Below are 23,911 nucleotides of genomic sequence, written 5' to 3'. Positions count from 1 at the left end.
TGATCTACCTCATTGGGGCACCGATCCGGGACTTATTATGGAATGACTGAATTCCACACGGAACGTCGAGGAACCTATTTTATTAGGTAGGAAGTTCGATAACAAATACTGTTCCATGCGGTTCAGCCGGTTTTACTCTTATAAATCCGCGATGATCGGTGATAATAGATTTTACAATGGTCAGTCCTAAGCCTGTGCCGCTTTTTTTGCTTGAAAAGTATGGTTCAAACATTCTGGAGCGTTCGTCCGAAGATAGACCCGGTCCGTTATCCTGAACCTCAATTCTCAGCCATCCAAGTGTGGAATCGTGCATAGCGCTGATTTTAACAGCAGGATTTTCGCTGTCTCCCAGAGCCTCGGTTGCATTCGTCAGTAAATTGATAAGTGTTCTGCGCAAGGCTTCACGATCCAGTTCCAGATCTGGTATTTCTGATAATAATTCCAGATTCCACGATATGTCCGTGTGACTGTTGCGGTACATGCTGACAACTTCTTCAAGCAAAGGAGTGATACTGCCGGGCGTTAATTTAACTTCCGGCAGCTTCGCATAGGCGGAAAACTCCTGAACCATCTGTTGCAGATGTTCAACCTGCGAAATAATGAGGTCTGTACTTTCGCGGTAAACTTCGTCTTTTATCTGCGGCCCGAATTTTCTTTGCAATCTTTGCGCTGACAATTTGATAGGGGTCAGCGGGTTTTTAATTTCATGAGCGATGCGTCTGGCTACTTCGCGCCAAGCGGCAATTCTCTGCATTTTCTCAAGCTCGGTAATATCTTCAAACACGGCAACAATGCCGTTACTGCCGCTTGTGGATTTGAGTGCAACAACATTGACTAGAAATTTGCGGTGCCGCCCGTCAACAGTAAGGGAAAGCTGTCTCTGCCATTGTGAATAAGGACTTGAGGCCATGTGAGACCTTGCATCTGAAATGAGAGACGCTAAATCTCCTTCTGGCAGAAGGGCCAATGGATCTTTTCCATGAACAAATCTGGCGGTAATACCGAGCATTTCTTCAATGGCGTTGTTTACCGTGCTGATTTTTCCCTGCTCATCAAGAGAGATAACTCCCGCTGTGATGTTGTTGAGAACCGCTTCCATGTAACGGCCTCTGCGTTCGAGTTCCTGATTCTGTTGAGCCAGCCGTTCGTTTGCGGTTTTAAGGCTTTTCTGACTGTCTTCAAGGTCTTCAGCCATTCGGTTGAAGGACTGAACCATAAAACCCAGCTCGTCATCTGAGTTGTCCTCAAGGCGGACGGAAAGATCTCCGCGTGCAATTCGCTGTGAACCTGCCGCGAGAGCTTGAATCGGGGCGGATAATTCTTTTGAAAGTCTGAATCCGAACCAGATAGAGCCGAGAATAATGAGCAGTGTGGTTACACCGAGAGTGAGATACAAGCTCATTTTAAGAGGATATTTCAGAGTCTTGAGCTGTTTATATTCGTCAAGTCCTCTGACCACTTTGTCCAGTTTAAAAAGCAGCCCCTGTCCGATATTTTCACCGAGGATAAGGAATCCGGTCCGTGCTTCATCAACAGGTAACACACCGATAACCATGTCATTACCGGGCATTGGGTGTATGGTTGACCAGAAATGAGGGTGTTCTCTCATGTTGTCCCAGTCAACTTTGGCATTGATTTCAGACCATGCCTTTTCCCACGAACCTTCAGAGTGCCAATTTATTTTTTCACCGTCAGGCTGTATTACACCCAGAAGACCGAGATCATACTCGCCGAGTTTGGTGGCGAGAAAAAGGTTCATGGTTTTGCCGCCCCATGCGTAACGGCTTTCTTTGATGGCTCCCAGAATGTTGTTTCCTCTGCGTTCAAGTCCTTCCTGAGCCGAGGCGTAAAAGGCTCGTCCAAGTTCAAGTGATTGAACCATTGAGTCTTCAACCTGATTCTTAAACCAGTAGTCCACTGAGACCTGCACAAACTGCATTGCCATAAAAAACATAAGCAGAGTCGGCACAAGTGAAAGTGACATAAACGAGAGGACCATTCTTGTTCGAAGTTTTGAACCCAGAACTTTTCTGCGACGCTCTAAAAGCAGTTTTACTCCGTTGCGTACAACAATAAAAAGTACAACCAGCAGCAAAATGAAGTTCAGGTTGAAAAGTCCGACAAAGAGATAAGAGTTAACTCCGATATATTTGAGCTGAATAAAGCTTAAAGCCACGAAAATGAGAAGGCAGAGGAAGGCTAAAAAGTATTCCCGTTGTCTTTTCTTGCGCTGTTTTGTGTCCGGCACACTTACTTTGATGGATTTATCAGTCATAATAAATTTAAGTTCTTATCTAATATGTAAAGTCGAGCTGATATGTTGCGGAAGGAACAATATCCCATGACCAGAAGAAAAGAGTTTTTTTCAACCACTCGGGAACGTCTGTCTGATCAAGGTGTACATCAAGTTTGAGTCTGTAGCGTTCACCCCGTTTGAGGGTGCTCCACGGCCCTAAGTCCATCACGATGGAATCCCATCCCTTCTGAAGCAGCAGAGTGAGTTTCTTGTTTCTTAAGGGGGTCGTCTTTCCAGACTGTTCAAGGACAAAGTTCTTGGAGAGGGAGTCGTAGAAAAGTTTATCGGAATATATTTTACTTGCAATCTTCGAGTTCGGCCACAGACTTTTATGAACAAACAGAGTTGCTTCACATTCCAGCTTCAGCCTGCCCCCGTTTTCAAGAGCTTCTTCTGTTTTTGTGTCACCTTTGAGATCCAGTCCGAATCGGGCCATGATAGCTCCGGCCTGATTGTCCAGAATCAGATTTTTTAAATCCAGCGAAGCCGCATTTGCAGGAGAAGAAAAGAACAGCATTGCGAACAGGGCACAGATAATGACCAAAAGATTAATTGGTAAAGTGTATGTTGAAGATATTTTGTGCGTGGTCATTTTTTCAGTCGTCATTTGGTGTCCTTTAAAAAGGTCTTTCTTTTAAGTAGACTACCAGTCGCCCTTCAATTGTTCAACACTATGATTACTTATGCATTAAATTTAGAGTTGAACTGTCTTTTCGTGAAATTATAATGTAAAAGATAGGGATAACGGTTAATCAGATAGTGACGGAGAGTCTTATGCTAAAAAAGATATATACTAGATGGAAGAATATTGATCGCAGAATCCGCTGGACCACGATTCTTTCTTCAGCGTTGATTGCATACACTTTAATCGGTTTTTTACTTGTTCCGGTTATATTAAAGAGTGTGGTCAGAAATAAGTTGCCTGAGTTGTTAAACAGACCTGTAGAGATTCAGGATGTTGATTTCAATCCTTTTACTCTGCATTTGTATCTTGAAGGGTTTAATCTCGGCAAAAAGAGCGGCGAAGGGAATCTTTTTTCTTTCAAATCTTTTGATGTTAATTTTGATTCATTCTCAATTTTCAGGCTTTCTGCTGTTTTTGACGAAGTCAAAATATGTGATCCGCAAGTGGATATTACCATTTTTCCGGACGGCAGCAGTATTTCGGATCTTATCCCGGAAGCGGAGGAAGGGGCGGCGAAACAGGAAGAGGCAAGTCTTTTCCCGTTTATTGTCCGTGATTTTGTAGTCAGCAACGGGACATGCACAGTGCATGATGATTTTAGAAATTTTAATCATCGAATCACTGGTTTGAATCTTATTGTTCCCTTCACCTCATCACTTTCTAGGGACAGTGATGAATTTGTCCAGCCTTCACTTGAAATGGTTATTAACGGGACTCCTTTTGCGTTGAAGGGTAATACCTTACCCTTTAATAATACTCGCAGGACTGAGTTCAATTTTACACTCGATAAGGCCGCACTCGGTGAATATTGGATTTACCTTCCAATTTATAAAACAACTGTCCTTAAAAGCGGAACTCTCAGTGCCGATTTAAATTTGACCTTTGAGCGCAGTGTCAATTTGCTGCCGAGGTTTATGTTAGGAGGACAGTTCGCTGTCAGCGATTTTGACTTAGCTAACAAAGAGGATCTTTCGCTTTTAAAGTTTAAGCAGCTTGATATTGATCTCGCGGAACTGAGTATTCTGAGAAGAATTTTAAAAATAAACTCTGTCACATTAACAGATCCTTTTTTGAAGATAGGACTTAAGCCTGACGGTTCTCCTGATATACTGGATTACCTTCCTCAGCCTGCAAAAGTCAGTCAGAATGCGACGTTTGCGGCTGTTCCTCAAAAAGAGGACGAAAAAGGACCTGATTTATTGGCTGAAATTGCAAGTTTGAGCGTCATCGGAGGGTCTGTAGATTTTACGGATAAAGCTTTCGGTAACGGATTTAACAAGTTGATAGGCCCTGTTTCGGTTACGGCAAGTAATCTCAGCACGGGGAAAGATAAGGCTGGAACATACAGCTTTAAGGTTGGCACTGAGGGCGGCGAAGTTGTAAGCGTTGACGGTTCACTGGGGATTATTCCTCTCGCAGTTAAAGGTTTTGCCTCAGTCAAGAATCTCAATGTGCCCGACTATCATAAATATTTGGACCCCTCTGTTCCACTGTCTGTAACGTCCGGTAAAGTCGGGCTGGGGGCAAATTTCAGCATTATTCCTGACAACAACGGACTTGTTCGTCTGGAAGGCATAAAGGTGGATGTGAAAGATCTTGAGCTTAGTCCGAAGGGGGGGGGAGATCCTCTGATTGGGCTGGGCGGTTTTGCCGTATCCAACGGTACCATTGATGTCGGTGAAAAGTCGGTGTTCATAGGTTCAGTTGATTTGCATAAGGCTCTGATAAAATTGATGCGCGACAAGCAGGGGATTGACCTTCTAAAGCTTATCGAAAAACATCAGCAGGAAGTTGATGCTGAAAAGGAGATTAAGCCCGTCGCGGATGAAGATTCAGATAAATCCGATGCGGGAGGCTGGAAGGTTGCTGTAAATAGAGTAAATTTGACGGGATCATCTTTTGAACTGATTGATAAGGCTGCAACGAAAAAAACTTCAATCAGTATCAGTGAATTGAAGGGCGGTATTAAGGGTCTTAATTTTCCTGATAATAAACCTCTGAACCTTTTTTTAGAGGGGGTTATTAATAAAAGAGGAAAGTTAAAAGTTAGCGGACAGGGCGTGCTGTCGCCTGTGAAAGTTTCAGGCGATCTGTTTGTCCGCAAGCTCAGGCTGCGCGATTTTAACGGCTATCTGCCGCCTGAAATGCAGATGAATATAGCGCGCGGGCATATTGATGTGTCCGGGTGGTGGGCTTTTTCCGCTGAAGATAAGCCCGTGGCAACGTATAAGGGAAAGGCGCAGGTGAAAGATCTGCTGCTGCGTGATAATAAAGGAGATCGTCAGTTCTTTCATTTATATGAACTTGCTGTAAGGGACATAGATTTCGTTTCAGATCCTCTTAAGGTGGAAGTGAGGCTTATAGACGTGCTTTCGCCTGAGGTTAATGTTGAGAAAGAGGCTGACGGCACAATTAATATTTCCAGAATTCTCACAGGTCAGCTTGTGGTTCCCGTTGATGAGAAAGTGTTGGAGGAGCAGGCTGAAAAGGCTGCTGAAAAAGTTGTTGTTATGTCATCCGGAGCGGCTGAACCAACCGCTTTAGTTGCCAACTCAACAGCGCAGGGAACAAGGAATGGAGCTAGTGCTGATAATTTTATTTTTCTGAATAAAATAGCTATGGCTAACGGAACAGCTATATTCAAAGATCATACTGTTGAGCCTGCTTTCGAGCTTGATATCACTAAAATGAGATCTGCCGTGCGCGGGCTTGAACTTCCTAACGGCAAGCGGACGGAGTTGTCGTTTAATGCAACATTTGATCAGCAGGCTCCTCTTGTAGCGGAGGGTTATCTCCAGCCTACGGAAGACGGCGCTGATACTGATTTGAAAGTTACCCTCATCAATCTGGATATGACTCAGCTTTCACCTTATACCAGAAAATACATAGCCTATCCCGTCAGTACCGGAATGCTTAGTGCGGATGTGGGAGTCAGTCTTAGGGGAACACTTCTATCCACCAACAATGTGCTTGATATTTATCAGTTTGAGGTGGGCGAAAAGGTAAAGAGTCCTGATGCTCCGAATATTCCTATCGGGCTGGGGCTGGCACTGCTCAGAGACAGCAGCGGGAACATTCGCCTTGATATTCCTGTAGAAGGCAACGTGGATGATCCTCAGTTCCGGCTGGGCAGAGTTATCGGGCGTGCTATTCTTAATGTTCTGATTAAAGCCGTGACTTCGCCGTTTGCGTTGATCGGAGCAATGTTCGGCGGCGGTGAAGATATGGATGTTCTGGTTTTTGAACCGGGCATAGCTGTACCGAAGGAAGCATCAAACTCTAAAATTGAATCAGTTGCCAAGGCGATGAAATCCCGCCCGGGTCTTAAGCTTGAGATTAGCGGGTTTACTTCTCCGCAAGATATCCCTGCGCTCAAAGTAGCAATGTTCAAAAGAATGATCGCAAAGCCTAAGTTTCTGGAACTTGAAGCGGACAGCAAAGCTCCGGCATCGATTGATGATGTGGTTATAAGTGAAGAGGAATATCCTGATTATCTCGAAGATGCGTACGAGAACGCTCCTTTTGAAAAGCCTAAGAATTTCTTGGGAATAATCGAAAGTCGTCCAGTTCCGGAAATGGAACAGGCCATTCGGGATAATATAAAAGTGACGGATACGGATTTGGCAGATCTCGCAAGGGAAAGAGCTGAAAAGGTCCGTGTTATCTTAATTTCTGAAAAAGGTGTAGAATCCGAACGGGTTTTCCTTAAGAGCTCAGCAACCGGCAAGGGGGCCGGCCCGAGGGTAGAACTCGGGTTGCAGAATTAAAACCTTAAACCGATTAGGAGTGGTGTCTCATGAAAATTATGAAAAAATTAGTGTTTGTTTTGTGTCTGGTCGCGTTTTTGTCAGTCGCTTATGGCTGCGAAAAAGAAGGCCCTGCTGAAAAAGCGGGTAAGAAAATGGATCAAGCCTTAGATAATGCCGGGGATTCTTTGAAAGAGATGGGTGATAAGATTAAAGAGTAAGTATGGTTAGTTATTATGAAATTGAAAGGCCGCTGGAACTTTAGTTCTGGCGGCTTTTTTTATTATTTCTTATAACCTTTGCACGCTGTTGGGATTAATTAAAATATGACAAATGTGAATAATGTTTCAAATTATATAGACAGCATGCAGGCTTACCGATCTGTTAGTATTATCAATACTGAGTTGGTTAAAAGTAATGCTGAAAGGTATACGAGTACTTTGATTTTTGTTGGGTATGTTGGTTTTATAACGATCTGGTCTCAGTTATGGAATAAAATACCAAGCTGGAGTTTGAAAATTTCATCTGCATTAATGTTAATATCTGGAACTATTTATATTTTTATGGAAATATATTCTATACTGACAGGTTTTGGTAAAACTTCGAAGAGGCAACTTGTTCTTAAGGAAATGGGTCAAGCTTTGGATAATAAGGATTCTAAAAAAGTTTATGCTAAAGCTATGGAGTATGACTGCTTGCTAGAAGTTCGTCTTGGTGGGTGTTGGAAGATATCTTTTTGGTCATCTATTTTGACTCGATTCGGAGGAGCTTTAACCTTGGTAGTAGGTATCATTATATCTATTTAGATTTCAAACAAAAAAAGCCACTGAAACTCTCGTTCCAGCGGCTTTCTTAATTCTTAATCTAATTCTTAATTCTATCTAAAAATCAGTATTAGAACTGATTTTTCATAATCTCAGCGAGGTTTCCGGCGGTGAAGCCGTATTTCTCAGCGAGCTGGGATGCAGGTGCGGATGCGCCGAAGTGGTCGATTCCGAGCACTGCTCCGTCGAGGCCCACGTATCTGTACCAGATTTCAGGACGGCCAGCTTCTGCAGCAACACGTACTCTTACTTTCGGATCGAGAACGGAGTCTTTGTAAGCCTGATCCTGTTCTTCGAACAGTTCCATTGACGGCATACTAACTACTCGAATTTTCTTATCTTTGATTAGATCAGCCGCATCGATTGCAAGGGATACTTCTGATCCTGCTGCGATAGCGATCATGTCTGGGGTTCCTTCGCAATCTTTTACGATGTAACCGCCGCGTTTAACGCCTTCTTCAACCTGCGGGAATTCTACTTTATCCATTACAGGCAGTCCCTGACGGGTCAGCATGAGGCTGGAAGGACGATCGGTCTGGCTTATAGCAATCTGCAGACATGCGGCAGTTTCTCTTGCATCGGCAGGTCTGAGGATCAACATGTTCGGGATGAGTCTCAGGGAGGCTACATGCTCGATAGGCTGATGAGTCGGGCCGTCTTCACCTACATAGAATGAATCGTGTGTGTAAATGTAGAGAACCGGCAGTTTCTGTAGTGCGGACATTCTCATACCGTTTCTACAGTAATCAGAGAAGGTAAGGAAGGTTGCGCCGAAAGGAATTACGCCGCCGTGAAGAGCCATGCCGTTAAGGATAACGGACATCGGGAACTCACGAACACCGAAAGCTAAGTTTCTTGCGCCGTAACCGTCCAGTGCGAAATCACCCATTTTTTTGCGGAAATTCGCAGTCTGGTTGGATGGGTCAAGGTCAGCGGAACCACCTATCAAAGTAGGAAGTTCATCGGTGATAGCATCAAGGCATGCGCCCCATGCTTTTCTTGTCGCCATGGACTGACCTGATTCGAACTCTGGAAGATTCAGTTTAATTTCGTTGCGAGGCTTGAAAGCTTCTGCCCAGAAATCAGCGATTTCTTTGTTTCCGGCTAGGATGGATTCAAGCTTGGTCTGCCAGTCTGCGGCCATTTTTTTAAGTTCTGGGAAGCGTGTGCGGAAATGTGCAACAACATCTTCAGGAACGTAGAAAAGTTCGTTTTCAGGGAGACCGAAACATTTTTTAGTAGCGGCAATTTCTTCATTGGAAAGTGGGCTGCCGTGTGTGCAGTGGTCGCCTTCGCAAGTTGCGGCTCCGGCTGCCATTTTGGTCTTACCGATGATGAGGGTAGGTTTGCCGGTTTCAGCCTGACCGGCTTTAACCGCGGCGCGGATTTCATCGTGGTTATGGCCGTCTACTTCCAGAACTTGCCAGCACATGCCTTCATAAACTTTTTTGAAGTCTGTGCAGTCACAACGGCTGGTTGGTCCTGCCAGCTGAATGTCATTGCTGTCGTAAAAAACTATGAGTTTGCCGAGTTTCCAGAGTCCTGCAAGAGCAGCTGCGCCCGTGGATACAGGTTCCTGAAAATCACCGTCAGATGAAAGAACGTATGTGTAATGATCAACTACGTCGTCGTTTGTTTTAGCGTTAAGGAACGCTTCAGCAGTCGCCATACCTACACCGACACAGAATCCCTGTCCGAGAGGTCCGCTTGTTGCTTCAACACCGGGGGTGACATCATGTTCAGGATGACCGGGAGTGATGGAACCAAGCTGACGGAACTGCTTAAGGTCTTCAACTTTAATCAGACCGGCTAAGTGCAGTAATCCGTAAAGAAGTGGGGATTCGTGACCTGCTGCGAGTACGAAGCGGTCTCTGTTTTCCCAGCTTGGGTTGGTTACGTCGTAGCGTAAAAAATCTTTATAGAGGACGTATGCAAAGTCCGTAGAAGACATGGAGCCGCCGGGATGACCCGAGTTAGCCTTGCGGATAGAATCCATGATCAGGCCTTTAATAACGTTAACTGCTTTCTGGTCCATCTGACTGTTGTTACCCATTGTGAGTGTTCCTCATAAAGTAATGGTAATTTTTGGTAAGTTTTCCAAAGGGGATTATCTCCTTTGGCGGGGAAGCGAGAGGTATATATCTTATAGCTGATCGAAAAGATTGATTCTGCGCATGTGACGTTCACCTTCAAATTCGGTGGTCATATATGCACGGATAATTTCTTCAGCAAGGCCTTGTCCTATAACTCTTTCACCGAGACACAAAATGTTGGCATTGTTGTGTGCGCGGGCCATTTTAGCCATATATTCGTTTGTACACATAGCGGCGCGGACACCTTTATGTTTGTTTGCAGCCATAGACATGCCCAGACCTGTGCCGCAGACGAGAATTCCGAGCACATCGTCGGAAACTTTTGCAGCGACTTTTGCAGCATAGACGGGATAGTCGCAGCTGACGGCGGATTCAGGACCGGCATCTTCAACCTCGTACCCCATTTCAGTGAGCACTTTCTTGGCGAATTCCTTGAGAGCAAAGCCTCCGTGGTCTGATCCGATAACTACTTTAGCGGCCATCTTCATCTCTCCTGATTCTGTAGATTTATAGTCTGCTTAAAAATAGCATTTGTCCAAACGCCATAAAAATCTCAAGCGCCAGTAAGCCGTTAACTACCTGTCGATCTTGAGATTCTAAAGTGTCCGGAATCGATTTTTTTTGAACTACGATTCCATCTTACGTTCGTTGTCGCGATGTTTAACATCACGCTTTGCAGCCTGCTCTTTCTTGAGTCTGTTGATTTCTTCTTTGAAAAAATCAATTTGCTTTCTGCAAAGTTCAATATCGCCTTCTGCATCTTCGCAATTAAGCTTTCCGAGAAGGGCGTATTCTCTTTCGAGACGTTTTTCAAGCTGGCTGACTTCGAAATTTCCGAGCAATCTGCTGAAAATTGCCTTTAATTCTTGAGTCCAGACGATTAGACCCTTCTTAAAATTATCAATAAGTCCTGTAGCTTTGTCAGTACAAGAGCAGTTTTGGTCACTCATTTTATAGACTCCATAACAATGCTAATTATTTTTTGAAGAAATATTATTATTCGAGTTTTGATCAAGTTTTATGGTCTCTGTTCCATCAGGAATAGCCATTTCAAGAGATTTTTCGGTCCATTTACGGTTTGTAAAAGATCGGGACTTTATCCGCAGCACGGCTTTATTTCCGTTCTCTGTATAAACGGTAATTTTATCCGGCAGATTTTTACCGGAATCATTCAGTTCATAGGATTCCATTTTCATTATCCAAGGCAGCTCTCCGCGCCCGGTAATTTCCGTTGGAATTCCTTGTTCCGTAAGCGTTATTGAACTGACTGGCCCTTTATCATAAAGATAAAGCAACCCTTTGCGATTCTTATCAAGTGTAACTGTATCGAATGAGCTTGGAATAAAATCGGGATAACAGCCGGCGATAAGTCCTGCAAGATCTTTCAGGGAGAAAGGAAATGGCAGCCCCAACATTCTGACAGCTCTTTCGGGTGAGGAATGTGAATATGCTGTGTTTTGATCCGGGTAAAAAGCCGTCAGTCCATTTTTATCTTCAAGAATGTGAGCGAGATACGTTCCTATTCCGGCTCTTACATCAAGGCGTAAAGGAGATCCGAGATCTCCCCATAAGTTCATTATTGTCCGGTGTCCTTGTTTCTGCGCTGTATAATAGAGGCTGGCTGTGAAGTTCACTCCTGTGGCATTACAGGTGCCGAATTCATTTCTGAATTTTGAGTAAACTTTATCCGGGTCATGAAATTGTAAATTTCTGGAACTACATCCGGCGGCCATAGTTGCTACGGCCAGAATAAGGATTGCAGTCCTCCATAATTTGGAAATCATAAGGAATCCAGTTTCCTGCGCAGTTCTTTATTTTCAGGGTCGAATTTAAGGGCTCTTTTGTAGGCTTTTGCAGCTTCTTTTTTGTTTCCCATGGCAAGAGCTATATCTCCGTAATGTTCCCATAACTCCGGCTGCCTTGGCTGAAGAGAAAGAGCACGCCCGATGTTTTTCCAAGCTTCATCAAAATTTCCGAGGCGGTAATGAACCCATGCCAAGGAATCTATTATGAAGCCGTTGTCCGGCTCAAGCTTGTTTGCTCTGGATATCAAAACCATTGCGCGGTCAAGCTGTTCATTTCTGTCGGCAAGAATGTATCCGACATAATTGAGTGCGTCTGCGTGATCCGGATGTATGGATATTATTTTTTCCATGTATTTCAAGGTATTGTCTATGTTTCCTTTTCGCTCTTCTATTATGCCCAGCTGAAAAAGAATCTGAGGAGAATCAGGTATATTCTTGTATCCTCTTAAAAGAGTTTCTTCAGCTTTTTCAGGCTGCTTGAGTTCTATATGAAGAGATGCTTCTATCAAAAAGAAGTTCGGATTATCGGGAAATTGTTCCTGTCCTTTTCTAAGAACGGTCAAAGCTTCCTTATCCTTTTTCAGGTCGATAAGCAGGTGCGCCTTGAATTGCAGACTGCGGTCATAATGGTCGCTGCTTGGCTTTACTTTGTTCAGGAAGTTAAGAGCCTTAGCGGGATCTTCTTCTCCTTCGTAGGCAATTGAAGCTTTGAAAAAGTAATAAGCGTCAGGGATTTCTTTTTCCAGTACAAAAATATCAAGGATCGTCGAGGCCTGTCCGTAGAATTTGCTGTTCAAGAAAATCTGTGCCGAATCGAGTAGGAAAGCAGTGTTGCGCGGGCCTTCCAGTACCAGTGACAGCCCTCGGTCGGGGTTGTTCAGCTTAAGGCTCAACTCTATAAGGCGCAGGCGGATATGGTTGGATGCTTCAGGGAATTCCAGCATCTTTGTGTAAATTTTTTCAGCTGCGTCATAGTCTTTTCCAAGCTCATATAGATAAGCCAGTTCGCCCCATGCTTCAAGGTAGTCAGGCTTTACTTTAACAGCTTTTTGCAGAGCTCTGATGGCTTGCTTGGTCAGTCCGAGGCCTGCACTTGCTTTTGCGTAATAATACAGAATTTCGGTTGTCCGTTTTTCTGCCGGAATAACTTTCAGCGTATCAAGAGCCTGTGCAAATTTTTTCTGTTCAAGCAGAATACGGGCAAGCTGAGTTATGACAACAAGATCATTGGGATGCTTGTGTATATATTCTTGAAGAACACTCTCAGCGTCCGTAGTTCTGTTTTCAACAAGATAGGTGCTGGAAAGGCTCATGATCAGTTTTCGATCTTCAGGGAATTTTTTGAGGCCTTCCTTGAGAGCTTCCCGCGCTTCGTCAATTTGCTGGGCTGCCCAGAAAAGAGATGCTTTTTCAGCATAAAGCTGAGCTCTGGGGTCAACTTTCAGGATGCGGTCAACAACAACGATAGCTTCCTGCTGCAGACGTGCGGACTCAAGCGATGCTTCCTGAGACCTGTCCCCGCTGCGCATGATTTGACTAAGGCGTGACAGGTAATCCTGATAAACAAGGTAGTCAAAAGTCAGCTGAGTCTCGGGGGTTAATTGCGGATTTGCAGCCGAGGAGTTAATTCCGGTTTTTGCAGCACAACCGCTCAAAGCAATAACAAAGAATATAGCTAGAATTGCGGCAGAAGATATTGCTTTGCAATGTGTAGATGCTGGATAAATCATACAATAGGGTTTTGTTTTTTATAGGTAGAGTATTTGGGTGATTCTGATAATTCAATCAGACGCTTGTAAATCTTGGACCCGATAGTCATGCCTTGATCTATCATTTCCGGACCGTACTTTTTGCCGGTATTGGTCCTGAAGGTGGATTCAATGGATTTTATCATATCCAGACCTTTGGGGAATTTTTCAATAATTTCCTGTAGAGACCAGTCTTCGTAGTCACAAATTTCCCAAAGAGTTGTTGAAAAATTATCTGGTCCCCATCGGAATTTGTCAGCGTCGTAGAGTGCGCCGCTTAATAGTTCCAGTTCCGGGTCGTCGATGATGGGGCTTGCAGGTTTGAAAGCTTCGTGCCGGGCAATAGATTTGGCAATAAGATCTTTGCTGCGTTCTGAAAGCGGATATTGATTCAGGATGACCCGTGAGGTTTCCGCCCCGTGTAAAGCGTGGTCTTCATCCAGTCTGCAGCTGTCATGAAGAAGTCCGCAGAACTGGGCAAGCAGAACAAGTTCTCTCACAGTGTCAGGCGATAGATGATCTCCGTCTTTAAGGACTATTGCTCCGGCTTCTATGGCCACTTTTTTAGAGTGGTAAATGCCGTGAGCATATTCATCATAAAGAAATGGAAGAACATCTTCCTGTAATCTGATTACAAGCGGATGATCAAAAAACATGCCGTGTGAAAATTCAAGCTGAGTCTCAGCATCGCGGTAAAATTGCGGTGTAGGTAGAGCTGCAGCTAAATTTCTGGCTTCTTTTTTCAGTTCAGTAAGGAGTTTATTCATTATCAGGTATCCAATCTTCAGAAAAATCTTTTACTGTTTCGGCTAGATGGTCTCTCAGTTTGTTTAATAACCGAGCTTCAATCTGGCGGACTCTTTCTCTAGTCACTCCGAATTCTTCACCTATTTCTCTAAGTGTGCGCGGAGAGTCAGAGAGCAACCTGTCGTCTAAAATAACTTGTTCTTTTTCATTTAATTTCGGAGCTACTGTTCTAAGCTGTTCAAGAAGTAAGGTGGAAATCTCCTTATTAGCAAGAGTTTCTTCTATGCCCGGACCTAAATCAGGTAAAAAATCCATACGGGTGGCTTCTGAATCCTCTCCGAACTTGAGATTCAGGGAAAGGTCATTCTTCGCCAGCCTTTTATCCATTTCCGTAATCTCTTCTTCGGTCACATTGAGATTTTCGGAGAGCACTGATGTTGTCGGGTCGAAGCCAAGTGTTTGAAGTCTTTGGCGTTCTTTGTTCAGGTTGTAAAAAAGTTTGCGCTGGGTCTGGGTGGTTCCGATTTTAACCATGCGCCAGTTATCCATGATATATTTAAGGATGTAAGCTTTTACCCAGAAGGCTGCATAGTAAGAAAACTTGATACCTTTATCAGGGTCAAATTTATTTACCGCCTTCATAAGGCCGACATTTCCTTCCTGAATAAGATCCAGCACATTCTGCATCCAGCGCCGCTGGAAGTCCATGGCGATTTTAACCACCAGTCTAAGATGTGAAGATACAAGGCGAAATGCAGCTTCCTGATCTCCATTTTCCTGCACTCTTTTTGCCAGTCTGAATTCTTCTTCAGGCTCAAGCAGAGGAAAGCGGCTTATCTCATTAAGATAGAGATGCAGCGGATCTTTAGTGGCTACTTCGCCTTTTGCTCTCGGAGTCGGTAGAAAATCGGGTTTGACATCTATGATATCGTCCTCGTCTTCTATAAGTTCCGGAACTATTGGTTCATTTTCTTTTTTTGATTTCATTGACCGGGTAATTTTCCTGTGCGGCTGACATTATTTGAACTTTAGTTTACATTGATGATCATATTTAGAACTTATAAGGATATAGTTTTTATTTGTCCTTTTCAATGTTTTTAAGTAGAAGCTATTCGAAACAATTGTGATCAGATTTTTCGGGTTTTATTCATAACTTTTGGAGTACCTTATGCCGGATTTTCGTAAAGCTCTCAGCGACGATCGTGTTTATTTTTTCGATGGTGGATATGGAACACTTCTACAGGGAAGAGGTCTTCCCGCAGGAATGTCTCCTGAAATTTTCGGTCTTGAGAGCCCTGAAGTTATAAAATCTGTGCACAAGGATTATGTTTCTGCCGGGGCGAATGTTCTTACCACTAACACCTTCGGCGGCAGCAGGCCCAAGCTCGGCTCGGGTGCGGATGTCATCGGCCTGAACAGAGAAATGGCTCTTATCGCCAAAAGCGTTGCCGGAGATAACGTCTTTGTTGCCGGTAGTGTCGGTCCAACCGGTTATTTTGTCCAGCCTCTAGGTGAAATGACCTTTAAAGAGATGGTCGAGATCTATAAAGAACAGATCAAGGGACTGGTTGAAGGTGGAGTTGATCTGATTCTCGGTGAAACTCATTTTGACCTTGCTGAAGCGAGAGCTGTTGTTATTGCCGCCCGCGAAGTCTGCGACTTGCCCGTTGCTCTTTCCATGACTTTTGAATCTCCTGCCGCTTGTCTGACAGGTTCGTCTCCGCTGACGTTTATTGACACCATGCAGAATATGGGTGTTGAACTGATGGGGACCAACTGCAGTGCAGGGCCTGAACAGATATATGAAGTGCTGGAGTCCATGCAGCCGAGGCTTTCCAGTCCATTGCTGGTTGAAGCAAATGCCGGACTTCCTGAACTGGATGAAAACCGTCAAACAGTTTTTAGACTTCAGCCTGAGCCTTTTGCCAAACAATCCGTTCGTTTCCTTGAAGTTGGTGCTAAATTTATAGGTGGTTGCTGCGGAACAACTCCTGACCATATCAGAGCGCTCAGAAATGCTGTGGGTGACGCAAAATGGAAGCGTCCTGTTCCCGAGGATAATTGCCAGATGGTTCTTACGTCTCGTGCGCAGTCCGTTAAGATCGGATTTGATCAGCGCGGTGTAATCATCGGTGAGCGTATTAATCCCACCGGAAAGAAAGTTCTCAGTGCCGAGCTTCAAAAAGGGCAGTTCACCGAGGCTATGAAGTTTGCCGCAGAGCAGCTTTCAGCCGGAGCACCTGTGCTTGATATTAATGTAGGCGCTCCCATGGTTGATGAAGTTAAAATTTTACCGGCCCTCACCAAAGAAGTTATGGCGCAGTTTCCTGCTCCTTTAAGTATAGATTCTACTAATCCTGATGCTGTTGAAGCCGCTTTGTGGGCTTACGCAGGTTCTCCGCTTGTCAATTCTATCAGTGGTGAATCAGGACGTATGGAACGGCTTGGACCGCTTTGTAAGAAGTTCGGAGCTCCTTTTATTTTACTGCCCATAATCGGCAGCAAGCTTCCTTTCACCTGTGCGGAAAGAATTGAAGTGGTTTCCAAGCTTCTTGAAGAAGCGGATTCCTACGGTATTCCCCGCAGACTTATAATGGTCGATGCTCTTGCGTTGACTGTTTCGTCCAAGCCGGAAGCCGCAAGGCATTGCATGGACTTTATTCGTCACTGCAAAGAAGAATGGAATCTGCCGACAGTTCTGGGACTTTCCAACGTATCGTTCGGATTGCCCGCCCGCGAACTTCTCAACTCAAGTTTCCTGACTTTGTGTCAGGGGCAGGGGCTTTGCGCTTTTATCGCTAACCCTAACTCTTCCAGACTCAGAGAGAGCCTCTATTCCGCAGAAGTCCTGCTCGCCAGAGATCCTCAGGCAGAGCAGTTTATCGAGCAGTACTCCGGATGGACTCCTTCCGGGGACGGTGGACAGGCTACAGGTGGTGGACAGAATCAAGGAAAACCAAAAGCCGTAGCTGAGAATCTTTTTGACGCAGTCGTTTCAGGAGACAGGGGCGGAATCCTCGCTCTTGTTGAAAGAGATCTTGCAGGCGGACGTGATCCTTTTGCGCTGGTTAATGATGAACTTATTCCTGCGATTATGGAAGTCGGCGAGAAGTATGAACGCAAGGAATATTTTCTGCCACAGCTTTTACAGTCTGCCGAAACTCTCCAGAAAGCCTTTGAAAAGCTGAAACCTATCATGGAGGCAGCCGGAGGAACGGAGGAGCAGGACGTAATAGTTATGGCAACGGTTGAAGGGGATATCCATGATATCGGTAAAAATATTGTCTGCCTCATGCTTCGGAACCATGGTTTTGATGTGGTTGATCTGGGTAAAGATGTTTCGGCGGAAACTATCGTGAATGCTGCTCAGGAAAAAGGCGCTAAAATTATCGGCCTTTCCGCGCTTATGACAACGACCATGGTTAGAATGGAAGATACCATAAATCTTTTAAAAGAACGGAACCTTGATATCAAGGTCATGATCGGCGGTGCGGTTATAACCGGCGGGTTCTGTGATTCTATAGGCGCTGATGGCTGGTCTACCGACGCGGTTGCGGCGGTAAAAGTCGCTAAAGAGTTGTTGCAGTAATTAAATTATCCCAATAAGACCGCCGCAGATGAACAGGGCTTTTTTGAGTTCTATTAAAGAATCTGTTAGTGCAGACTGAAGTTGATCCTGACTAAATGATTTTATACTGGGAGTAGTATGAGATTTACAAATAAGATTTGCGTAATGATGGCGATGGTTTTGATGTTGGCGGTTGGTTGCAGCAAGGCTGAAACAACCGGTGAAGTTAAAACTTTGAACGCTCAGGCTGTTCAAGATGTTGTCGCGCAGTCAAAAGGGAAAGTTGTTGTTCTCAATTTCTGGGCAACATGGTGTCCTCCCTGTCGTGCTGAAATACCTGAATTGGTTGAATTGCGCAAAAAATTCTCTGATGACGATCTGATGATGATCGGAGTTTCAGTTGATCCTGACGTTGCAGATGTTAAAGAATTTATGAGTAAAGATGCTCAGTTTAATTACCCTATTTATTTTGCTGACAGCGATGTAGGAAGCTTTTTCAAGCTTGAAAGTATTCCTAGAACTCTTGTTTTTGACACTAAGGGTAAGAAAGTTTTTGATAAATCCGGTAGTTTTCCCGGTTCAATGTTTGAGGCTTTCATTAACAAGCTGCTTAAGGATCGGTAAAATCTGTGACAATTATTAGAAAGGCTCGGATGGAAGATGCCGAAGCAATCCATTCAATCATAAAAGACAGTACTAAGAATGCAATGGTTCTGCCTCGTTCCCGGGCTTCGGTTTATAATCATCTTCGTGATTTTTTTGTTGCCGAAACGGATGATGGCAGAGTGGTCGGATGTTGCGCATTGGCCATCAGCTGGGATTGCTTAGCTGAAGTTCGTTCTATGGTGGTTATTCCTGATGAACGCGGATCTAATCTGGGTGGCAGAATGGTTGAAGCGTGTATTCAGGAAGCTCGTGATTTGGGAGTTTGTGAAGTTTTTGTTCTCACAAACATTGAGGCATTTTTTGCCAAGCAGGGATTCGTTGTGACGGATAAAAACATACTTCCGCAGAAAGTCTGGGCGGATTGTATTAATTGTCCGCTGTTTCCTGATTGTGATGAAATTCCAATGATAATGAAACTTTAAGTATATTAAATTAATAAGGAACTTAGTTATGGGCCATTGCCTTAAAGAAGTATTCTCTTCCGAAGTTATTGCGGCTAGAATTAAGGAAATTAGTAAAGAAATTTCTGTAACATACGGGGATCAGCCTTTAGTATGTGTATGCGTGTTAAAAGGTGCCTATCTTTTTTTTGCGGATCTTACACGCAGTCTCGAAGCTGAGCCGGAAATAGATTTTGTTCGCCTTTCAAGTTATGGAAGCGGAACAAGCAGAACCGGAAGCATGAATTTTTCAAAAGATCTGGAAGGATCTATTGCCGATAAGCATGTTCTTATAGTAGAAGATATTGTAGATACTGGGCATTCTGTTGAATTTTTGAAGCATGTTTTCTCCAAGCGTAATCCGCTTAGCATTAAAACCTGTGCTCTGATTGATAAAGGAGAGCGCAGAGAAATTGATCTTAAAGTCGATTTTCCCGGTTTTGTTGTTGAGAATGGCTTCCTTGTAGGATACGGAATGGACTACGCTGAAAAATACAGGTATCTAAATGCTGTCTATGAATTAGAGAATGTCTAATTCTATAGTTTCATGTGTTATTTTTTTATGATTTGAGTTGATTTAAACCTCTTTAAGAGCAGGTAGAGCGGTCCATGATTATTACGTGTTCCAACTGTGAGACCAAGTTCAATTTACCGGATAGTAAAATTCCAGCAGGCGGAGTTAAAGTTAAATGCTCCAAGTGTGCGAATGTTTTTAAGGTAAGCCCTCCTGCTCTAGAGCCGGAAGACGAAGTTGCGTCTATGCTCGAAGAAGAGATTGTTAGTGAGCCGAAGCCGCAACCAAAACCAAAACCGAAACCTGAGCCAGAGCCCGAACCAGAACCGGAACCGGAACCGGAAGCTCCTGCTGAAGAAGATCTTGATGAAGATTTGTTTGGCGAAGACTCAAGCGAAGAAACTGAAGAGGATCTTGATGAAGATCTTTTCGGTGACCTTGGAGCCGATGATGAGGCTCCCGCTGTTGCCGGTACTGATGATCTTGAAGATGATCTTTTCGGTTCAGATGATAATGATGCCGACGCGGATTTAGGTGCGGATCTTTTTGATGATGATGAGCCCGCAGCACCTGCTGACGACGAAGAGGCTTTTGATATAGATGAGGAACTTTTCGGCAGTGATGAAGATGATGAATTTTCAGAAGAAGTTGCTGAAGAAGAAGCTCCCGAACCCGTAGCCGAAGAAGAGTCCTTTGATGAAGATGAACTCTTTGGCGATGACGAGGAAACTGAATCTTTTTCCGAAGACGAGCTTTTCGGAGATGATGAGGAAGTTGAAGACGAGGAATCTTACGAAGAGGGAGAATCCTTTGAAGAAGAGGATGATGATGACGACCACGGTCTTCCCCTTGACGATGGAGAGATAAACGGTTTTGACCTTGATGAAGACTCCACCCGGTCTTCTGCGGGTAAAAACGGTGGTAAGAAAAAAGGAAAAGGAATGATCATTACTTTGATCATTGTCCTGCTTTTTGCCGGAGGAGCCGGGGCAGCCTGGTATCTGAAACTCTGGGAAAGTGTTCCTTTCGATATTCCTTTTGTCTCTTCTACTGAAGATGGCGAGATGGACGCTTCCGAGCCTCCGTCCAAAAGATTCAGTAAGTTCTCTTTTAAAGATTTGCGCCAATTTTATGTGAATAATGACAAAGCTGGACAGCTTTTTATAATCGAAGGCAAAGTGGTAAATAATTTCAATACGCCTAAAGAGCTTATTGAAGTGGAAGCCCAGCTTTTTGATGATAAAGGGCAGGTGCTTGATTCTCAAAGACTTCTTTGTGGAAACACACTTTCACTGTTCCAGCTTGAAGTTCAGTCCCGTGAGGAAATAGATGCAGGGCTGACTTCGAAGGTTGGAGTTTTATCAAATAATACTCTGCTTAAGCCGGGCATGGATACTCCTTTCATGGTGGTATTCTTCAAACCGTCTCCTGCTGTTAAGGAATATGTTATCAATGTGGTGGAAGCCAAAAATCCGCCTAAGAAATAAAGATTGATTTGAAGCGTAATTCTTTAAATATAAAGGGCTGCGCAGATTAAATTGAATTGATAGATTTAAATATGAAAAGCCGGACTGCATGTCCGGCTTTTTGTTTATGGTTTTACCACTGCGGAGATATGTATGAAAACGAAAGATATTTTTGTTTGTTCGGGTTGCGGAGCTCAAGCCATTAAATGGCAGGGGCAATGCCCTCGTTGCGGTGAATGGAATACTTTGCAGCAAAAAGTGGTTGTTCGTAAAAAGGGAGCAGTAAGTCATACTTATGCAGGCGTAAGAACTACTGCTCTGGCTGACATTCCGACAGAACATACCGAGGCCCGTTCAACAGGGTTTGCTCCGCTTGATACTGTGTTGGGAAAAGGTTTTGTTCCCGGTGGAGCTGTCCTTGTCGGCGGTGAACCCGGTATCGGAAAATCGACCCTGCTTTTGCAGCTTGCCTGTGCTCAGGCACAGATGGGAAACCGGGCTGTATACTTTTCCGGTGAAGAATCTTTGGCTCAAATCAGAGGGCGCGCCGAAAGACTGGGGTTGCTCAATTCAGGAATGCTTGCCATTGCCAGCACTAATTCCGAAGAAGCTCTTGCTATTCTCGAAGCTCCGGAGAAACCGGATCTCTTGATAATCGATTCCGTGCAAACACTTAATTCTTCTCGTGCGGAAGGTATTCCGGGATGCGTCAGTCAAGTGCGTGCTGTTTCGTCTGAACTTGTCGAAGCAGCTAAAAAGACCACTGCGACGCTGGTGTTAGTCGGGCATGTCACCAAAGACGGACAGATTGCCGGGCCAAAGTTACTTGAGCATATGGTTGATACCGTTCTTTATCTTGAAGGCGACCGTAAACATATGATGCGCATTATGCGCGTGCTTAAAAACAGATTCGGTCCCAGTGATGAGCTGGTTGTCTTTTCCATGCGTGAATCGGGAATGGAAATAGTTGAAGATCCTTCAACACTTTTTCTCGGTGACAGGGACGATTCTTTTTCCGGTGCAGCTGTAGTTATGGCAATGGACGGGCACAAACCTTTTGCTGTAGAAGTACAGGCCTTAGCGAGCCGTTCAGTGCTTTCCATACCGCGTCGAACAGCGTTGGGATTTGACACAAACAGGCTTAATCTGATTCTTGCCGTACTTGAAAAAAGGCTCAATTTAAATCTCGGACAGCTTGATATTTACGCAAAAATAGGCGGCGGTCTTGCTATGCGCGATCCCGGCCTTGATCTTGGAGTCGCAGCCGCTGTTCTTTCTTCTTTCTATGATCGTCCGCTCCCGGCCGGCTCAGTATTTTGGGGCGAAGTTGATTTAAACGGCCGCATCCGTCCTGCTTCGGGCGGAGAAACAAGACTCAAACAGGCAGACAGACTTGGATATGGTCCAATTTTTCAGTCTGAATCATGTCGTACTTTGGATGAATTGCAGAATAAGCTTTTCGGACCAAATGGATAAAAGAACTAAGAATAGGTGATTTCGCCTTCGGCTGGACCAAAGGGGTCGAGGGCAGGTTTTAAGCCGCCGGAGGCATAAGTCTCCGAGTAATTTCAATTGAGAGCATATAAATGAAAAAAGTTTTTCTGGTAGCCGGAGCGCGGCCTAACTTGATGAAAGTAGCCCCTATTTTCAGGGCATCCCGCAATTTGGAATCCATTGAATGCGACATTGTTTATACTGGTCAGCATTATGATCGTCAGATGTCTCAGGTCTTTTTTGAGGATCTGGATATTGATGAGCCTAAGTTTAATATGGGTAAATCAACAGGTTCTCATGCTGAGCAGACCGGCGCGATAATGATCTCTTTTGAGAAGATATGTATTGAGCACAAGCCTGATCTGGTCGTTGTTGTGGGCGATGTTAATTCCACTCTGGCTTGTTCTGTCACTGCTCGGAAACTGCATATCCCTGTGGCTCACGTTGAGGCTGGTCTTAGAAGCGGTGATCTGGATATGCCTGAAGAAATCAACCGTATGGTTACAGATTCGATCAGTAATTTATTTTTTACTACCGAAGAGCACGGATTCGATAATTTATTGCGCGAAGGTAAAGACCCTGCTTCGGTTTTTCAGGTCGGCAACGTCATGATCGACAATTTGTTCTATAATGTGAAGAGGCTTGGAGACGATGTTACTTCCGATTATCAATCCAGGCCGCTCAAAGAAAAGCTTGGGAAGTATGCGTTTTTAACGCTGCATCGTCCTTCAAATGTAGATTGTAAAGATGTCTTGAAGGGTATTGTTTCCGCGCTTAATAAAATTTCAGAGAAATTGCCTATTCTGTTTCCTATCCATCCTCGCACAGCCAAGATGATGGAAGAGTTTTCTATTTCATTTTCAGAAAATGTGCATACTTTTCCGCCTCTTTCGTTTCGTGAATCACTCTATCTGTGGAAAGATGCACAGGTTGTCATTACCGACAGCGGCGGATTGCAGGAAGAAACGACAGCTCTTGGCGTTCCTTGTGTAACCGTTCGTGAGAATACAGAGCGTCCTGTCACTGTCGATCGCGGAACAAATGTTATTGCAGGTGTTTCTGAAGCTAAAATTCTGAGTGAAGTAGAAAAGGCTTTTGCTAAAACAGATGATCCTGCCCCTGAAATACCAGGTTGGGACGGGCACGCCGCTGAGCGTATTTGGGAAATTCTGATTGATTATTTGAATCGAGGTTAAGCAGTAAGATCAGTTTTTTATTGCAGGGATTGCCATAACAGGTGATCCCTTTTTTTTTGAAAAATTATCTTACACGTGTTGTTTTTTCATGGTATTAATCAGCTTAGTTAATTTGCTTTTTCGAATGCTCTGGATTTTAGAAGGAGGAAGTTATGGACGATACCACTTCAGGTGCCATACATGTTGTCTGTCCCAACTGCCGCGCTGTCAACCGTATATTATCTAAGCGGTTCGGAGACCAGCCCGCATGCGGGAAGTGTGGAGGGCAGGTGCTTATTCCAAAACCAGTCGAACTGACAGCTTCAACTTTCGATCGATTCATATCAAAAACAGATTTGCCAGTGTTGGTCGATTTCTGGGCACCGTGGTGCGGTCACTGCAAGTCGATGGCTCCGGCTTTTCAAAGTGCCGCCGCAGAAATTTTTCCTAAAATTCTGACAGCTAAAGTTGAGACAGAACATTCAAAAGAATTATCCGCCAAGTTCAACATACGATCACTCCCCACTCTGGTTCTCTTCAATAATGGTCGCGAACAAAAACGTATATCCGGTGCTATGACTACACAGCAAATAGTGGAGTGGGTTAAGCAATCGAGTTGATATTTCTTAAGTTTCACGGAGAAA

At 44.3% G+C, this 23,911-nt stretch carries 20 protein-coding genes; 11 read left to right on the top strand and 9 right to left on the bottom strand.

Translation table 11 applies throughout. From position 1 onward, the window contains the following. Window positions 1-82: 82 nt before the first annotated feature. Both JEY82_RS16245 and JEY82_RS16240 read right to left on the bottom strand, forming a co-directional pair. Window positions 83-2,275 carry a PAS domain-containing sensor histidine kinase gene (locus JEY82_RS16245; protein WP_304087539.1) on the bottom strand — a complete coding sequence of 731 codons (2,193 nt, stop codon included), beginning with the start codon at window positions 2,273-2,275 and terminating at the stop codon, window positions 83-85. Window positions 2,276-2,294: 19 nt separating this feature from the next. Continuing rightward, complete coding sequence (locus tag JEY82_RS16240) at window positions 2,295-2,903, bottom strand: DUF4390 domain-containing protein (RefSeq protein WP_304087537.1); 609 nt, start codon at window positions 2,901-2,903, stop codon at window positions 2,295-2,297. 167 nt (window positions 2,904-3,070) lie between these two features. Here JEY82_RS16240 and JEY82_RS16235 point away from each other — a divergent pair, with 167 nt between their 5' ends. From JEY82_RS16235 to JEY82_RS16225, 3 genes are all read left to right on the top strand, one after another. Continuing rightward, complete coding sequence (locus JEY82_RS16235) at window positions 3,071-6,748, top strand: DUF748 domain-containing protein (protein ID WP_304087535.1); 3,678 nt, start codon at window positions 3,071-3,073, stop codon at window positions 6,746-6,748. Window positions 6,749-6,777: 29 nt separating this feature from the next. Beyond that, complete coding sequence (locus tag JEY82_RS16230; protein ID WP_304087533.1) at window positions 6,778-6,948, top strand: hypothetical protein; 171 nt, start codon at window positions 6,778-6,780, stop codon at window positions 6,946-6,948. A gap of 105 nt (window positions 6,949-7,053) precedes the next feature. Then, window positions 7,054-7,533, top strand: coding sequence for a hypothetical protein (locus JEY82_RS16225; protein WP_304087531.1), 480 nt, complete (start codon window positions 7,054-7,056; stop codon window positions 7,531-7,533). A gap of 88 nt (window positions 7,534-7,621) precedes the next feature. Here the strand turns inward: JEY82_RS16225 and tkt are convergent, their stop codons facing one another. The 7 genes from tkt to JEY82_RS16190 form a co-directional block, all read right to left on the bottom strand. Next, a complete protein-coding gene (tkt, locus tag JEY82_RS16220; RefSeq protein WP_304087529.1) occupies window positions 7,622-9,604 on the bottom strand; it encodes a transketolase in 1,983 nt (660 codons plus the stop codon). 90 nt (window positions 9,605-9,694) lie between these two features. Beyond that, entirely contained in the window at window positions 9,695-10,126 is a 432-nt protein-coding gene (rpiB, locus tag JEY82_RS16215; protein WP_092158227.1) for a ribose 5-phosphate isomerase B, read from the bottom strand. A gap of 144 nt (window positions 10,127-10,270) precedes the next feature. Continuing rightward, window positions 10,271-10,594 (bottom strand): hypothetical protein, encoded by a 324-nt coding sequence (locus JEY82_RS16210; protein ID WP_304087526.1) that lies wholly within the window; start codon window positions 10,592-10,594, stop codon window positions 10,271-10,273. 21 nt (window positions 10,595-10,615) lie between these two features. Beyond that, complete coding sequence (locus tag JEY82_RS16205) at window positions 10,616-11,428, bottom strand: hypothetical protein (protein ID WP_304087524.1); 813 nt, start codon at window positions 11,426-11,428, stop codon at window positions 10,616-10,618. Continuing rightward, window positions 11,425-13,179, bottom strand: a complete 1,755-nt coding sequence (locus JEY82_RS16200) for a tetratricopeptide repeat protein (protein WP_304087523.1) — start codon at window positions 13,177-13,179, stop codon at window positions 11,425-11,427. The genes JEY82_RS16205 and JEY82_RS16200 overlap by 4 nt, the downstream gene beginning before the upstream one ends. Beyond that, on the bottom strand, window positions 13,176-13,964 hold the full coding sequence (locus tag JEY82_RS16195; protein ID WP_304087521.1) for a hypothetical protein: 789 nt from the start codon (window positions 13,962-13,964) through the stop codon (window positions 13,176-13,178). Before JEY82_RS16195 ends, JEY82_RS16200 begins: the two co-directional genes overlap by 4 nt. Further along, window positions 13,957-14,931, bottom strand: a complete 975-nt coding sequence (locus JEY82_RS16190; protein ID WP_304087519.1) for an RNA polymerase sigma factor RpoD/SigA — start codon at window positions 14,929-14,931, stop codon at window positions 13,957-13,959. The genes JEY82_RS16195 and JEY82_RS16190 overlap by 8 nt, the downstream gene beginning before the upstream one ends. Before the next feature lie 181 nt (window positions 14,932-15,112). Between JEY82_RS16190 and JEY82_RS16185 the strand changes: the two genes are divergently transcribed. From JEY82_RS16185 to trxC, 8 genes are all read left to right on the top strand, one after another. Further along, a complete protein-coding gene (locus JEY82_RS16185; protein WP_304087517.1) occupies window positions 15,113-17,533 on the top strand; it encodes a homocysteine S-methyltransferase family protein in 2,421 nt (806 codons plus the stop codon). Between the two features lie 117 nt (window positions 17,534-17,650). After that, window positions 17,651-18,136 (top strand): TlpA disulfide reductase family protein, encoded by a 486-nt coding sequence (locus tag JEY82_RS16180; protein ID WP_304087515.1) that lies wholly within the window; start codon window positions 17,651-17,653, stop codon window positions 18,134-18,136. A gap of 5 nt (window positions 18,137-18,141) precedes the next feature. Next, entirely contained in the window at window positions 18,142-18,600 is a 459-nt protein-coding gene (locus JEY82_RS16175) for an N-acetyltransferase (protein WP_304087514.1), read from the top strand. Window positions 18,601-18,628: 28 nt separating this feature from the next. Further along, window positions 18,629-19,153 (top strand): hypoxanthine phosphoribosyltransferase, encoded by a 525-nt coding sequence (gene hpt, locus JEY82_RS16170; protein WP_304087512.1) that lies wholly within the window; start codon window positions 18,629-18,631, stop codon window positions 19,151-19,153. Between the two features lie 74 nt (window positions 19,154-19,227). Then, the gene (locus tag JEY82_RS16165) at window positions 19,228-20,619 is read left to right on the top strand and encodes a DUF3426 domain-containing protein (protein ID WP_304087510.1); all 1,392 of its coding nucleotides are present in this window, start codon (window positions 19,228-19,230) and stop codon (window positions 20,617-20,619) included. 132 nt (window positions 20,620-20,751) lie between these two features. Then, the gene (gene radA, locus JEY82_RS16160; RefSeq protein ID WP_304087508.1) at window positions 20,752-22,074 is read left to right on the top strand and encodes a DNA repair protein RadA; all 1,323 of its coding nucleotides are present in this window, start codon (window positions 20,752-20,754) and stop codon (window positions 22,072-22,074) included. A gap of 110 nt (window positions 22,075-22,184) precedes the next feature. Further along, a complete protein-coding gene (gene wecB / locus JEY82_RS16155; protein WP_304087506.1) occupies window positions 22,185-23,288 on the top strand; it encodes a non-hydrolyzing UDP-N-acetylglucosamine 2-epimerase in 1,104 nt (367 codons plus the stop codon). A gap of 152 nt (window positions 23,289-23,440) precedes the next feature. Further along, on the top strand, window positions 23,441-23,887 hold the full coding sequence (trxC, locus tag JEY82_RS16150; protein ID WP_304087504.1) for a thioredoxin TrxC: 447 nt from the start codon (window positions 23,441-23,443) through the stop codon (window positions 23,885-23,887). Window positions 23,888-23,911: the final 24 nt, after the last annotated feature.

Source organism: Maridesulfovibrio ferrireducens, assembly GCF_016342405.1.
Lineage (GTDB): Bacteria > Desulfobacterota > Desulfovibrionia > Desulfovibrionales > Desulfovibrionaceae > Maridesulfovibrio > Maridesulfovibrio ferrireducens_A.
The sequence above is the reverse complement of the archived record's forward strand: the minus strand, read 5'-3'. Positions and strand labels throughout refer to the sequence as shown.

Excerpts from the sequence above, each read along its gene's own strand:
- JEY82_RS16245 (WP_304087539.1), bottom strand. The coding sequence starts at position 2,275 with ATGACTGATAAATCCATCAAAGTAAGTGTGCCGGACACAAAACAGCGC.
- JEY82_RS16240 (WP_304087537.1), bottom strand. The coding sequence starts at position 2,903 with ATGACGACTGAAAAAATGACCACGCACAAAATATCTTCAACATACACT.
- JEY82_RS16235 (WP_304087535.1), top strand. The coding sequence starts at position 3,071 with ATGCTAAAAAAGATATATACTAGATGGAAGAATATTGATCGCAGAATC.
- JEY82_RS16230 (WP_304087533.1), top strand. The coding sequence starts at position 6,778 with ATGAAAATTATGAAAAAATTAGTGTTTGTTTTGTGTCTGGTCGCGTTT.
- JEY82_RS16225 (WP_304087531.1), top strand. The coding sequence starts at position 7,054 with ATGACAAATGTGAATAATGTTTCAAATTATATAGACAGCATGCAGGCT.
- tkt (WP_304087529.1), bottom strand. The coding sequence starts at position 9,604 with ATGGGTAACAACAGTCAGATGGACCAGAAAGCAGTTAACGTTATTAAA.
- rpiB (WP_092158227.1), bottom strand. The coding sequence starts at position 10,126 with ATGGCCGCTAAAGTAGTTATCGGATCAGACCACGGAGGCTTTGCTCTC.
- JEY82_RS16210 (WP_304087526.1), bottom strand. The coding sequence starts at position 10,594 with ATGAGTGACCAAAACTGCTCTTGTACTGACAAAGCTACAGGACTTATT.
- JEY82_RS16205 (WP_304087524.1), bottom strand. The coding sequence starts at position 11,428 with ATGATTTCCAAATTATGGAGGACTGCAATCCTTATTCTGGCCGTAGCA.
- JEY82_RS16200 (WP_304087523.1), bottom strand. The coding sequence starts at position 13,179 with ATGATTTATCCAGCATCTACACATTGCAAAGCAATATCTTCTGCCGCA.
- JEY82_RS16195 (WP_304087521.1), bottom strand. The coding sequence starts at position 13,964 with ATGAATAAACTCCTTACTGAACTGAAAAAAGAAGCCAGAAATTTAGCT.
- JEY82_RS16190 (WP_304087519.1), bottom strand. The coding sequence starts at position 14,931 with ATGAAATCAAAAAAAGAAAATGAACCAATAGTTCCGGAACTTATAGAA.
- JEY82_RS16185 (WP_304087517.1), top strand. The coding sequence starts at position 15,113 with ATGCCGGATTTTCGTAAAGCTCTCAGCGACGATCGTGTTTATTTTTTC.
- JEY82_RS16180 (WP_304087515.1), top strand. The coding sequence starts at position 17,651 with ATGAGATTTACAAATAAGATTTGCGTAATGATGGCGATGGTTTTGATG.
- hpt (WP_304087512.1), top strand. The coding sequence starts at position 18,629 with ATGGGCCATTGCCTTAAAGAAGTATTCTCTTCCGAAGTTATTGCGGCT.
- JEY82_RS16165 (WP_304087510.1), top strand. The coding sequence starts at position 19,228 with ATGATTATTACGTGTTCCAACTGTGAGACCAAGTTCAATTTACCGGAT.
- radA (WP_304087508.1), top strand. The coding sequence starts at position 20,752 with ATGAAAACGAAAGATATTTTTGTTTGTTCGGGTTGCGGAGCTCAAGCC.
- wecB (WP_304087506.1), top strand. The coding sequence starts at position 22,185 with ATGAAAAAAGTTTTTCTGGTAGCCGGAGCGCGGCCTAACTTGATGAAA.
- trxC (WP_304087504.1), top strand. The coding sequence starts at position 23,441 with ATGGACGATACCACTTCAGGTGCCATACATGTTGTCTGTCCCAACTGC.